The following is a 14,781-nucleotide window of genomic DNA, read 5'->3' as shown; positions in this document are numbered from 1 at the left end:
TTAAAAAACAAGATCAAAAGATCGCAGCCTGCGGCAGCTCCTACAGGGGAATTGTGGCAAGTGCTGCCAAATCTTGTCCCCGCTTCCCATGTCAGCCCCGCAAGCCTTGATGTTTTAGTTTTTCCAAGCTGCGCCCAATCGGCAGGGACTCGCCGCTGCGCGCTCCTTTTTCATGCATTTACAGCAGGTTACCCCCATGCATTTCAGCGAACTGATGGCTGTTATTTCCACCCATGCGATCCGCCTTCAACAGGAAGATGAAGACTTGGTCATTCTGGGTAACGACGACGCCTTGGACGATGCGTTGTGGGACAGCCTCGCCGAGCATAAGGCGCAGCTGCTGGAACTGGTCGCGCGGCATGGCGGCGGCTGGTCGAGCCCGGCGCTGCGCATCACCCCGGACATGCTGCCGCTGGTGGATCTCGATCAGGACACCCTTGACCGTATCGTCGACACCGTGCCGGGTGGCGCGGCCAATGTGCAGGACATCTACCCGCTGGCGCCGTTGCAGGAGGGCATGCTCTATCACCATCTGTCGGCGGCTGATGGCGATCCCTACGTGTCGCAGGCGCGGTTCAGTTTCGCCAGTCGCCAACATCTGGAGGCGTTCGCTGATGCATTGCGCTGGGTGATCGAGCGCCACGATATTCTGCGTACTTCATTCATCTGGGAACGTCTGGATCAGCCGTTGCAAGTGGTCTGGCGCCAGGCGCCGCTGGTCTGCGAAGAAATTCACCTCGACGCCAGCGCTGACGTGCTCACGCAACTGCTGCAACGGCATGACCCGCGCCACTTCCGTCTGGACTTGCAGCAAGCGCCGCTGTTGCGCGTGGCGTACGCCGAGGACGCCAATGACGGTCGTATCGTCGCGTTGATGCTGTTCCACCACATGATCATGGATCACATCGCGCTGGACGTGGTGCGCAGTGAAATTCAGGCGTATCTGCTTGAGCAAACGGCTGATGTTCCGGGCGCCGTGCCGTATCGCAATCACCTGGCGGCGGCGCGTATGCGCGGCGAGGAACAGGCCCACGAAGCGTTCTTCCGCGAGATGCTCGGCGACATCGACGAGCCGACGCTGCCCGGCGGTTTGCAGGATGTGCAGGGCGACGGTCAGCACATCGAAGAAGCCGTGCTGATGCTCGACAGCGATCTGAGCCGGCAACTGCGCGGGCAGGCGCGGCAACTCGGTGTCAGCGTGGCGAGCCTGATGCACCTTGCACTGGCGCGGGTGCTCGGCCAGTTATCCGGGCGTACAGCGGTAGTATTCGGCACCGTGTTGCTCGGGCGGATGGACGCGGGCGAGGGCGGTGAGCGGGCGTTGGGCATGTTCATCAACACCTTGCCGCTGCGCGTGGATGTCGGTGCAGAAAGTGTGCGTGACGGCGTGCTGGCGACCCACCGCCGCCTGACGGCATTGCTCGCTCACGAACAGGCGTCACTGGCGCTGGCCCAGCGTTGCAGCGCAGTGGCGGTGCCGACGCCGTTGTTCAGCGCGATGCTCAATTACCGTCATAGCACGCTGGAAGAAGTCGCCGAGGTAGTTGATCTGGTACCGGGGATTCAGGTGCTCGGCGCCCGCGAGCGCACCAACTACCCGCTGACCGTGAACATCGACGACCTCGGCCAGGACTTGCGCATCACCGCACTGGTCGATGCAACCCTCGGCGCCGAGCGCATTGCGCACTACCTGCACACCGCGCTGGAAAGCCTGGCGCAGACTCTGAAAGACACGCCGCAAGCGCCGCTGCACAGCCTGAATATTCTGCCGAGCGCCGAGCGCGAATTTTTGCTGCACGGCCTCAATTCCCCACAGGCGCAGTTCGCCGAAGCGCCGCTGATCCACCAGCAATTCGAAGCCCACGCGCAATTGCAGCCCGATGCCACGGCGCTGATTTTCCAAGAGCAAACGCTGAGCTACGGCGAACTCAATCGCCGCGCCAATCAGGTCGCCCAGCGCTTATTGGCGCTGGGCATCAGGCCTGATGATCGCGTGGCGATCTGCGTCGAGCGTGGCCCGCACATGCTCATCGGCTTGCTCGGCGTGCTCAAGGCTGGCGCCGGTTATGTGCCGATTGACCCGGCGTATCCGCTGGAACGCATCGCTTTCACGCTGACGGACAGTGCGCCGGTAGCGCTGCTGATGCAGGCCGACACGCAGGATCGCGTTGCCGATCTCACTGTGCCGAAAATCGATCTCGATGACCCGACGCTGCAAGCCGAACTGGACTGCAATCCGCAGGTTCCAGGACTGACCCCGGCGCACCTCGCCTACGTGATCTACACCTCCGGCTCCACCGGTCTGCCCAAAGGCGTGATGGTCGAGCACCGCAACGTCGCGCGGCTGTTCTCGGCGACCGATGACTGGTTCAACTTCAACCGGCAGGACGTGTGGGCGCTGTTCCATTCCTTTGCTTTCGACTTCTCGGTATGGGAAATCTGGGGCGCGCTGAGCTTCGGCGGGCAGTTGCTGATCGTGCCGCAAAAGGTCAGCCGCTCGCCGGACGAGTGCTACGCGCTGTTGTGCAGTGCTGGCGTCACCGTGCTGAACCAGACGCCGAGTGCTTTCCGTCAATTGATCGCAGCGCAAGGGCGCAGCACGTTGCAGCATTCGCTGCGCGAAGTGATCTTCGGCGGCGAAGCGCTGGAACCGGGCCTGCTCAAAACCTGGTACGCCCGGGTCGGCAATGCCGGCACGCGGCTGGTCAACATGTACGGCATCACTGAAACCACGGTGCACGTGACCTATCGCCCGTTGGCGGCGGCGGATGCCCAACTGGTCGGCGTCAGCCCGATTGGCGTACGCATTCCCGACCTGCAACTGTACGTGCTCGATGAGCAGCGCGAGCCGTTGCCGGTCGGCGTAGTCGGGGAGTTGTACGTCGGTGGCGCCGGGGTGGCGCGGGGTTATCTCAATCGTGAAGGCCTCACGGCTGAACGCTTCATCAAAGACCCATTCACCGCTCGCGCCGACGCACGTTTGTACAAGACCGGCGACCTCGCACGCTGGGCGGCCGACGGCAGCCTCGACTATCTGGGGCGTAACGACGATCAGGTGAAAATCCGCGGTTTCCGCATAGAACTCGGCGAGATCGAAGCACGTCTGGCCGCGTGCACAGGCGTGCGCGAAGCGGTGGTAATCGCCCGCGAAGACAGCCCCGGCGATCAGCGACTGGTCGCGTACTGGCTGGCTGAAGAGGGCGCCGATCCGAGCGTGGCGCAACTGCGTGAACAACTGCTGGTGTCGCTGGCCGAATACATGCTGCCAAGTGCGTTCGTGCACCTCGAAGCCTTTCCGCTGACTGCCAACGGCAAGCTCGATCGCAAGGCCTTGCCGCAACCGGACGCTGACGCCTATGCCCGCCGTGGTTTCGAGGCGCCGCAGGGCGATGTCGAACAGCGCATCGCCGCGATCTGGCAGACCTTGCTGCAACTGGAGCAGGTTGGCCGCCACGACAACTTCTTCGAACTCGGCGGCCATTCGCTGCTGGCGGTCAAGCTGATCGAACGCATGCGTCAGCAGGAAATGCACTGCGACGTGCGCGTGTTGTTCGGCCAGCCGAGCGTCGCGGCGCTGGCGGCAACCTTGGGTGGTGAGCAAGCGGTGACAGTGCCGGCCAATCGCATCGAACCGGGCTGTACGCGCATCACCCCGGACATGTTGCCGCTGGCCACTCTGGATCAGGACTCCATCGACCGCATCGTCGCGAGCATCCCCGACGGCTTCGCCAATGTGCAGGACATCTATGCGCTGGCACCGTTGCAGGCCGGTATTCTCTATCACCATCTGGCGACCGCCGACGGCGATCCCTACGTGTTGCAGGCGCAATTCGCCTTCGACGGACTGCCACAGATCAAGGCGTTGGTTCGCGCGCTGAACAGCGTGATCACGCGCCACGACATCCTGCGCACCAGCGTGCACTGGGAAGGCCTGGAGGAACCGGTGCAGGTGGTCTGGCGCGAGGCGCGGCTGGCGCTGGAGCGGGTCGACGCTGATCCAGAGGACGGCGACGTATTGCAGCAAATGCAACATCGTTTCGACCCGCGCCACTATCGCCTCAATCTCAACCGCGCGCCGCTGATGCGCTTCGCCTACACCGAAGACCCGCTGCAACAGCGCTGGGTCGGCATTCTGCTGTTGCACCACATTGTCCTCGACCACACCGCGCTGGAAGTTCTGGTGGCAGAGATCAGCGATGCCATGCACGAACAGATCAGCGCACTGCCGCCGCCGGTGCAATACCGCAATTACGTGGCGCAGGCACGGCTCGGCGATAACGCTGAGGCCCACGAAACATTCTTCTGCGACATGCTCGGCGACATCGACGAGCCGACCGTGGCCTTCGGTGTGCAGGATGTGCATGGCGACGGCAGCACGATCATTGACAGTGAACTTGCGCTGGATGCAGAGCTGGGCCAACGCCTGCGCCAACAGGCGCGCCGACTGGGGATCAGCGTCGCTAGCTTGGTGCATCAGGCCTGGGGTCAGGTGCTGGCGCAGGTTGCAGGGCGCGACGACGTAGTGTTCGGCACCGTGCTGCTCGGACGCATGCAGGGCGGCGCCGGGGCCGAGCGCTCGTTGGGGATGTTCATCAACACCTTGCCGCTGCGCGTCAGCGGCGGGGCGCTGGGCGTGGAGCAGGGCGTGCGCGCCACCCATGAACGGCTGGCGCAATTGCTCGCGCACGAACAGGCTTCACTCGCGTTGGCCCAGCGTTGCAGCGGCGTGGCCGGTTCGCTGCCGCTGTTCAGCACTTTGCTCAATTATCGCCACAGCGCGGCTGAACCGGCGACGCTGGACTGGGACGGCATTCAGATTCTCAGTTCCCGCGAGCGCAGCAATTATCCGCTCGTGGTCAGTGTTGATGACCTTGGCGAAGCCTTCCGTCTTTCGGTGCAGGCAGTACCTGAAGTGGATGGCTCGCGGGTGTGTGATTACCTGCAAACCGCGTTGAACAATCTGGTCTTGGCGCTGGAGCAAAGTCCCGCCACAGCGCTGCATGACGTTTCGATTGTGTCGCCGAACGAGCGCCAGAAGGTGCTGGTCGGTTTCAATGTTACTGGCCGTGAATATCCACCCGCGCAGACTGTGCAACGTCTGTTCGAAGCGCAGGTCGCGGCGCGTCCGGACGCGGTGGCGGCGGTGCAGGGCGCGCAGTGGCTGACTTATCTTCAGCTGAATCAGCAGGCCAACCGACTGGCCCATTACCTGATTGACCTCGGCGTCAAACCGGATGACCGTATCGCCCTTTGCGTAAAGCGTGGCCCGCAGATGCTGGTCGGGATGCTGGCGATTCTCAAGGCTGGCGCTGCTTATGTGCCGGTTGATCCCGCGCATCCACGCGAGCGAATCGCGTATTTGTTACGTGACAGCAAACCAGTTGCCGTGTTGGCACAAGCTTCAACGATGGATCTGCCGGGCGCAGGGCCGGTGATTGATCTCGACAGCGGCAACTGGCAGCACATGGCAGACACCAATCCACAACTGCCAAGCCTGACCCCGGCGCATCTGGCTTACGTGATCTACACCTCCGGGTCGACCGGCGAGCCGAAAGGCGTGATGGTCGAGCATGCGACCCTGGAAAACCTCGTGCACTGGCACGCCGAAGCGTTCGACCTGCACGCCGGTAGCCACACCGCGAGCATTGCGGGCTTGGGTTTTGATGCGATGGCGTGGGAAGTCTGGCCAGCGCTGTGCGTTGGCGCGACCCTGCACCTGCCGCCCGAGTCGATCAGCAACGAACACCTTGATGAACTGCTCGACTGGTGGCGCGCGCAGCCGTTGCAAGTGAGTTTCCTGCCAACCCCGATTGCTGAATACGCCTTCAGTCGAAACGTAGGCCATCCGACTCTGCGCACGCTGCTGATCGGTGGCGACAAACTCCGGCAGTTCCCGCGCGACCAGACCTTTGAGGTGATCAACAACTACGGCCCGACCGAGGCCACCGTGGTCGCAACATCCGGGCGCATCGAATCTGGGGAAATCCTGCACATCGGCCGGCCCATCGCCAATGCCAAGGCCTACCTGCTCGACAAGCAGCAGCGCCCGGTACCGGTTGGCGTCGAAGGCGAGTTGTACGTTGGCGGCGCAGGTGTCGCCCGTGGCTACTTCAATCGCCCGGAGCTGACTGCCGAACGCTTCCTGCGCGATCCGTTCAGCCACCAGCCAAACGCGCGCATGTATCGCACCGGCGACCTTGCACGCTGGCTCGCCGACGGCACCATCGAATACCTCGGACGCAATGACGATCAGGTCAAACTGCGCGGCGTGCGCATCGAACTCGGCGAAATCGAAGCCGCGCTGGCCAGTCACCCAGCGGTTCAAGATGCCGTGACGCTGGTGCGTGACGGGCAATTGCTCGCGTGGTTCACCGAACGCGAGCCGGTCGATATCCAAGCGCTGCGCAGCCACTTGCAGGCATGTTTGCCGCAGGCGCTGGTGCCTGCGGCGTATGTGCGACTGGATGCGTTGCCACTCACCGCCAACGGCAAACTCGACCGCAAAGCCTTGCCGGAACCGGATCAAAGCGCCTGGCGCAAGCGTGAATTCGAAGCGCCGCAAGGCGCGGTCGAAATCGCCCTGGCGCAGATATGGGCCAGCGTGCTCAAAGTCGAACAGGTCGGGCGGCATGATCATTTCTTTGAGCTGGGTGGCCACTCACTGCTGGCGGTCAACCTGATCGAACGCATGCGGCAAGCGGGGCTGAGCACTGATGTGCGGGCGCTGTTCAACCAACCGACGTTGGCGGCATTGGCCGCAGCAGTCGGCAGCGGCCGCGAAATCGCAGTCCCGGCCAATCGCATTCCGCTTGGTTGCACGCACATCACCCCGGACATGCTCAGCCTGACCGAACTCGATCAGACGAGCATCGAGCGCATCGTCGCCAGCGTGCCCGGTGGCGCAGCCAATGTGCAGGACATTTATCCGCTGGCGCCGTTGCAGGAAGGCATTCTCTATCACCACTTGAGCGCCGAGCAGGGCGATCCGTACTTGCTGCAATCGCGCCTGGCTTTCGACAGTGTTGAGCGGCTGCGCAACTTCGCCGGCAACTTGCAGCGGGTCGTCGCGCGTCACGACATTCTGCGCACCAGCGTGGTCTGGGAAGGGCTGCCTAGCCCGCAACAAGTGGTCTGGCGCCACGCCGAACTGCTGGTGCAACAGGTTGCGCTGGACCCGGCCGACGGCGACATTCTCGGCCAACTGCACGCACGTTTCGACGCCCGACATTACCGCTTCGATCTGAGTCATGCGCCGTTGCTGCGCATCGTGTATGCCGAAGACCCGACAGAACAACGGGTCGTGGCCATTGTGCTGTTCCATCACCTGATCCTCGATCACACCGCGATGGAAGTGGTGGGTGAGGAAATGCGTGCGTTCATGTTTGATCGGGCGGATACGTTGCCCGCGCCGATGCCGTACCGCAATTACGTGGCGCAAGCGCGACTGGGAGCAGGCGAGCGAGAGCACGAAGCGTTCTTCCGCGAGATGCTCGGCGATATCGATGAGCCGACCCTGCCGTTTGGTCTGCATGACGTGCAGGGCGATGGCCGCGCCATTGAGGAAGCGCTGCAACCGGTGGACGCCGCACTCAACCGGCGTCTGCGCGATCAGGCGCGGCAACTGGGTGTGAGCGCGGCGAGCCTGATGCACTTGGCCTGGGCGCAGGTGTTGGGCGCGGTTTCCAGCCGCCGCGATGTGGTGTTCGGCACCGTACTGATGGGCCGCATGCAGGGCGGTGATGGTGCCGACCGCGCGCTGGGGGTGTTCATCAACACCTTGCCGTTGCGGGTGGATGTCGGCGAGGGCGTGCGCGCGGCGGTCAAGGCGACCCATGCCCGACTCACCGCGTTGCTCGGGCATGAGCATGCATCCCTGGCCTTGGCGCAACGTTGCAGCGGCGTTGCCAACGGCTCGCCGCTGTTCAGCGCGTTGCTCAATTACCGCCACACCGTGGCCGAGCATCAGCCGCGCGATGGCCAAGGCATCTGGGCCGGTGTGCGCTTGCTCGGTGGCGAAGAACGCAGCAATTATCCGCTGACGTTGAGCGTGGATGACCTGGGCGAAGCCTTTGCCTTGAACGTGCTCGCGGTGGCTCCGATCGGCGCGCAACGGATTTGCAGCTACATGCATACCGCGCTGGAGCATTTGGTGCTGGCGCTGGAGCAGTCGCCGCAACTGCCGCTGAATCACTTGCCGATCTTGCCAGCCGCCGAGCAGGAGCGCTTGCTCAACGGTTTCAATCAGCACGCTCAGGCGTATCCACGCGGGGCGATGATTCATGCGCTGGTCGAGGCTCAGGCCGAGCGCAATCCCGAAGCCATCGCGGTCATTCAGGGCGCGCAGCAACTGACTTATCGCCAACTCAATCAGCAGGCCAATCGACTGGCCCATCACCTGATCGGCCTCGGTGTGCAAGCCGATGACCGCATCGCGCTGTGTGTAAAGCGCAGCCCGCAAATGCTGGTGGCATTGCTGGCGATTCTCAAGGCCGGCGCCGGGTATGTGCCGGTCGACCCGGCGTATCCGCAGGAGCGCATCGCCTATCTGTTGCAGGACAGCGATCCGGTGGCGGTACTGGTGCAGGCTTCGACGCGTCATCTATCGGGTTCGGTGCCGGTGATCGATCTGGACAGCGCCGACTGGAATTCACTGCCGGACAGTAATCCGCAGTTGCCGAACTTGACCCCGGCGAATCTCGCCTACGTGATCTACACCTCCGGCTCCACCGGCCAGCCGAAAGGCGTAATGGTCGAGCACGCGACCCTGGAAAACCTCGTGCAATGGCACGCCGATACCTTCGATCTGCACGCCGGCAGCCACACCGCCAGCGTTGCCGGTTTCGGTTTCGATGCTATGGCCTGGGAGGTCTGGCCGGCGTTGTGTGTCGGCGCGACCTTGCATCTGCCGCCGGAGTCGGTGGGCAACGAACACCTCGATGAACTGCTCGACTGGTGGCGCGCGCAGCCGTTGCAGGTGAGTTTCCTGCCGACCCCGGTTGCCGAATATGCGTTTAGCCGTCATATCGGCCATCCGACGCTGCGCACGCTGCTGATCGGTGGCGACAAACTGCGGCAGTTCGCACAGGCGCAGACGTTCGCGGTGATCAACAACTACGGCCCGACCGAAGCCACGGTAGTTGCCACTTCCGGCCCGGTCGAAGTCGGGCGGCCGCTGCACATTGGTCGCCCGATTGGCAACGCGCGGGTCTATTTGCTCGACGAGCAGCAACGGCCAGTGCCAGTCGGCGTGGCCGGCGAGTTGTACGTGGCGGGCGCCGGGGTTGCTCGTGGTTATCTGAACCGGCCTGAGCTGACTGCCGAGCGTTTCCTCGACGACCCATTCAGCGATGAACCGCAGGCGCGCATGTACCGCACTGGCGACCTCGCGCGCTGGCTGGCAGACGGCAATATCGAATACCTGGGGCGCAACGACGACCAGGTCAAATTACGTGGCGTGCGCGTCGAACTCGGCGAAATTGAAGCTGTGCTGAGCAGCCATCCCGCCGTGCAGGACGCCGTGGCGCTGGTGCGCGACGGCCAATTGCTGGCGTGGTTCACCGAGCGCTCGCCGGTCGATATCGAAGCGCTGCGCAGTCATCTGCAAGCGCGTCTGCCGCAAGCGCTGATCCCGGCAGCCTATGTCCGACTGCACGCCTTGCCGCTGACCGCCAACGGCAAACTCGACCGCAAGGCCTTGCCGGAACCGGATCAATTCGCGTGGCTCAGCCGCGAATATGCAGCACCAGAAGGCGCAGTTGAAATCGCCCTGGCGCAGATCTGGGCCGATGTACTCAAGGTCGAACAGGTTGGCCGCCACGACAACTTCTTCGAGTTGGGCGGGCATTCACTGCTGGCGGTGAGCCTGATCGAACGCATGCGTCAGATCGGCCTCAGCGCCGACGTACGTGCGTTGTTCAGTCAGCCGACCCTCGCGGCGCTGGCCACGGCGGTCGGCAGCGGACGCGAAGTCGAGGTGCCGGCCAACCTGATTGCCGCCGATTGCACGCGGATCACGCCGGAGCTGTTGCCGCTGGTGCAACTGGATCAGGCGAGCATCCAGCGCATCGTCGCGACGGTGCCGGGTGGCGCGGCCAACGTGCAGGATATTTATCCGTTGGCGCCGTTGCAGGAAGGGATTCTGTATCACCACTTGAGCGCCGCGCAGGGTGATCCGTATCTGCTGCAATCGCGTCTGGCGTTCGACAGCCTCGAACGGGTGCAAGCGTTCGCCGCTGCGCTGAGCCAAGTCATGGCGCGTCACGACATTCTGCGCACCGGTGTGGTCTGGGAAGGCTTGGCGGCGCCGGTGCAAGTCGTGTGGCGGCATGCCGAGTTGCCGGTTGAGGAAGTTTTACTGGATTCGGCGCAGGGTGAAATTGCCGATCAACTGCACCAGCGTTTTGATGCGCGGCATTTCCGGCTGGACATCGGCCAGGCGCCGCTGATGCGTCTGGTGTATGCCCGCGATCCGGCCAACGACCGCGTGGTGGCGATGCTGCTGTTCCATCACATCGTCATGGACCACACGGCGCTGGAAGTTGTGAGCCAGGAAATGCAGGCGATCCTGCTCGGGCACGAAGCACCATCGATTGCTGCGGTGCCGTACCGCAACTACGTAGCACAGACGCGTTTGGGCATCAGCGAGCAGGAGCACGAAGCGTTCTTCCGCGCGATGCTCGGCGGCATCGATGAACCGACCTTGCCGTTCGGTCTGCAAGACGTGCGCGGCGACGGCCACGATATTGAGGAACTGCGTCAGCCGCTGCCGGCAGCGTTGGCCCAGCGTCTGCGCAGTCAGGCGCGGCAAATCGGCGTAAGTGTGGCCAGCCTGTTTCATCTGGCGTTCGCGCAAGTGCTGGGTGCGACGTCCGGGCGCGATTCGGTGGTGTTCGGCACCGTGCTGTTGGGCCGGATGCAGGGCGGCAGCGGCGCGGATCGCGGCTTGGGCATGTTCATCAATACCTTGCCGCTGCGCGTTGATCTGGCTGATATCAGTGTGGGCGCCGGGGTCAAGGCGACCCATCAGCGCCTCACCGAATTGCTTGGGCATGAACACGCTTCGCTGGCATTGGCGCAGCGCTGCAGCGCGATTGCCGCGCCGTCGCCGCTGTTCAGCGCGATGCTCAATTACCGGCATGGCGCCAGCGAGGACGCGCAACAAGCCGCGCGTCTGGCCTGGCAAGGCATTGAAACGCTGGGCGGTGAAGAGCGCACCAACTATCCGCTGAGCCTCAACGTCGATGACTTGGGCAGCGATTTCATTCTGACGGCGATGACCCCGTCGCAGATTGGCGCTGAACGCATCTGCGGTTTCATGCAGCGCACCTTGACTGCGTTGGTCGAAGCGCTGGAGCACGCGCCGCACCAAGCGTTGAAGCGCTTGCCGGTGTTGCCGGACGCCGAACGCCAGCGCTTGCTGGTCGACTTAAATGCCACCGCGGTTGATTACAACCTCAACCAGAGCATCCATGGCCTGTTCGAGGCGCAGGTATTGCGCACGCCGCAGGCCGTCGCGGTGCAAAGTGGCGAATCGCGTCTGACCTATACCGAGCTGAATCAGCAGGCCAACCAATTGGCTCAGCATTTGCGTGAACTGGGCGTGCAGCCTGATTCACGGGTGGCGATTTGCGTGGAGCGCAGTCTGGAAATGGTCGTCGGCCTGCTGGCGATTCTCAAGGCTGGCGGCGGTTACGTGCCGCTGGATCCGGCGTACCCGGCAGAACGCCTGGCCTACATGCTCGAAGACAGCGCGCCGCTGGTGGTGCTGGTGCAGGGTTCGACGCGGAATTTGTTGGGCGAAGTGGCCGCGACGGTCATCGATCTTGAGCAAAACACCTGGCAATCGCAGTCCAGCGCCAACCCTCAAATCCCGACGCTGACCGCGCAGCACACCGCGTATGTGATCTACACCTCCGGTTCCACCGGCCAACCGAAAGGCGTGATTAACGAACACGCGGCAGTGGTCAACCGCTTGCTGTGGATGCAGGACGCCTATGGCCTGACGGCTGAAGACTCAGTGCTGCAGAAGACTCCGTTCAGTTTCGACGTGTCGGTCTGGGAGTTCTTCTGGCCATTGATGACCGGCGCGCGGCTGGTGATGGCGCGGCCCGGCGGACACAAGGATCCGCTGTACCTCAGCGAAGTGATCGAAGCAGAAAACATCAGCACGCTGCACTTTGTGCCGTCGATGCTCGACGTGTTCCTCGCCCATGGCGACAGCGCGCGTTGCGCCAGTCTGCGCCAGGTTATGTGCAGCGGCGAGGCACTGCCGGGCAGTCTGGTACGGCGCTTCAAGCAGCAACTGCCATCCAGCGCATTGCACAATCTGTACGGCCCGACCGAAGCGGCGGTGGACGTGACTGCGTGGAATTGCGCCGGGCCACTGCAGCAAACCCCGGATAACACGCCGATCGGCAAACCGATTGCCAACACGCGTATGTACATCCTCGACGCTCAGCAGCAACCGGCGCCGCTGGGTGTGGTCGGCGAGTTGTACATCGGCGGCGTGCAGGTTGCGCGCGGCTATCTCAACCGTCCTGAACTCAGCGCCGAACGCTTCCTCGACGATCCGTTCAGCGAGCAGCCGCACGCACGCATGTACCGCACTGGCGATGTCGCGCGCTATCGGGCGGACGGCAATATCGAATACCTGGGGCGCAATGACGATCAGGTGAAGATTCGTGGTCTGCGCATCGAACTCGGAGAAATTCAGGCGCGTCTGACCGCGATTGCCGGCGTGCAGGAGGCTGCGGTGTTGGCCCGCGAAGACGTGCCGGGGGACAAGCGTCTGGTCGGCTATTACACCGGGACACAGCTTTCCAGCGATCACTTGCGCACGGATCTGCTGGCGCATTTGCCGGAATACATGGTGCCGGCGCTGTTCGTGCATCTCGAAGCCTGGCCGCTGAGTCCCAACGGCAAACTCGATCGCAAAGCCTTGCCGGCACCGGATCAGACCTCGCTCATCACCCGCGAATACGAAGCACCGATTGGCGAGGTGGAAATCACCCTCGCACGGCTGTGGGCCGAGTTGCTCAACGTCGAGCGGGTAGGGCGCCACGACCATTTCTTTGAATTGGGCGGGCACTCATTGCTGGCGGTCAGTCTGATCGGCCGCTTGCGTCAGGAAGGCATGGAAGCCGACGTCAGGGCGTTGTTCGAACAACCGACCCTGGCCGGCTACGCCGCAATTACCGAAAGAATGGAGATCGTCCTGTGAGCGTGTTCGAACTGTTGGCAACCCTCAAAGCCAAAGACATTCAGTTGGCAGTCACCGACGATCAGTTGCGCGTGCAGGGCAACAAACAGGCCTTGAGCGATCCGGCGCTAGTGGCGCTGCTGCGCGAGCACAAACCGGCGTTGATCGAGCTGATCAAGGCCGGTGAGTACTCGGCGAGCAAGAGCGGTCAGGTCACGGTGCCGGATAACGGCATTGTTCCCGGTACCAGCCGAATCACTCCGGCAATGCTGACGCTGGTCGAACTCGACCAGCCGACCATCGACCGACTGGTCAGCGACGTGCCCGGCGGCGCCGCCAATGTGCAGGACATCTACCCGCTGGCGCCGTTGCAGGAAGGCATTCTTTATCACCATGTCAGCGGCGGTGAGGGCGATCCGTACATCATGCAGTCGCAGTTCGCGTTCGCCAGTCTGGAGCGTTTGCACGCGTTTGCTCAGGCGCTGCAAAGCGTGATCGATCGTCATGACATTCTGCGCACGGGCGTGGTCTGGGAAGGCCTTGATCAGCCTTTGCAAGTGGTCTGGCGTCAGGCCGATTTGCCGTTGGAGGAGGTTGTACCGCAGGCCGACGGAGATGTTCTCGCGCAGTTGCATGAGCGTTTCGACGCCCGGCATTTCCGCATGGATGTCAGCCGCGCACCGCTGATGCGCCTGGCTTACGCCGTCGATGCTGCCGGACAGCGTGTGGTCGCGACCTTGTTGTTCCACCATATGGCACTGGATCACTCGGCGCTCGACGTGGTGCGCCACGAGATGCGCGCGTGCCTGCTCGGGCAAAGTGAACTGCTGGGACGCCCGGTGCCGTTTCGCAATTACGTGGCGCAGGCGCGACTGGGTGTCAGCGAAGCCGAGCACGAGGGGTTTTTTCGCGAGATGCTCGGCGATATCCACGAGCCGACGCTGCCGTTCGGGTTGCAGGATGTGCAGGGCGACGGTCAGGGCATCGCTGAGCTGAGCGTGCCGATCGATGCGCAATTGGGCCAGCGCCTGCGCAGTCAGGCGCGGCAACTCGGCGTCAGCGCGGCAAGCCTGTTCCACTTGGGTTGGGCGCAGGTGCTGGCGACCATTACCGGCAAACAATCGGTGGTGTTCGGCACCGTATTGATGGGCCGCATGCAAGGCGCCGAGGCCACAGATAGAGCCTTGGGGATTTTCATCAATACTCTGCCGTTGCGCGTCGATATCGATGCGCAAAATGTGCGCGCCGCCGTCCACGCGACCCACGCGCGGCTGACCACGGTAATGCGCCACGAACACGCGCCGTTGGCACTGGCTCAGCGTTGCAGCAACGTGGTGTCGCCGACGCCGCTGTTCAGTTCCTTGCTCAACTACCGCCACAGCCACACTGCCGCGACGGCCAGCGCTGAAACCCTGTCGGCGTGGGAAGGCATCAGCAACCTGCATTCAGAAGAACGCACCAACTATCCGCTGACCCTGAGCGCCGACGATTTTGGCGACGCCTTTAGCCTGACGCTGCTGGCCAGCACGCAAATCGATCCGCAGCGGGTGTGCGCTTACATGCACTGCGCGCTGGAGAGTCTG

At 63.2% G+C, this 14,781-nt stretch carries 2 protein-coding genes (1 of these 2 running past the window's edge); both read left to right on the top strand.

Features of this window, described 5'->3' with window-relative positions:
* The first annotated feature begins 196 nt into the window (after positions 1-196).
* A complete protein-coding gene (locus tag ACP7BN_RS02925; protein WP_426201472.1) occupies positions 197-13,219 on the top strand; it encodes an amino acid adenylation domain-containing protein in 13,023 nt (4,340 codons plus the stop codon).
* Positions 13,216-14,781, top strand: partial view of a non-ribosomal peptide synthase/polyketide synthase gene (locus ACP7BN_RS02920; protein WP_426201471.1) — the beginning only. Its footprint extends 16,242 nt past the window's final position; the window shows 1,566 of its 17,808 coding nt (coding positions 1-1,566); its start codon is at positions 13,216-13,218; its stop codon lies off the right edge, out of view. The genes ACP7BN_RS02925 and ACP7BN_RS02920 overlap by 4 nt, the downstream gene beginning before the upstream one ends.

The organism is Pseudomonas sp. TWP3-1 (assembly GCF_049896625.1).
Lineage (GTDB): Bacteria > Pseudomonadota > Gammaproteobacteria > Pseudomonadales > Pseudomonadaceae > Aquipseudomonas.
Note: the sequence above shows the minus strand (reverse complement) of the source record. Positions and strands in the feature narration are given on the sequence as shown.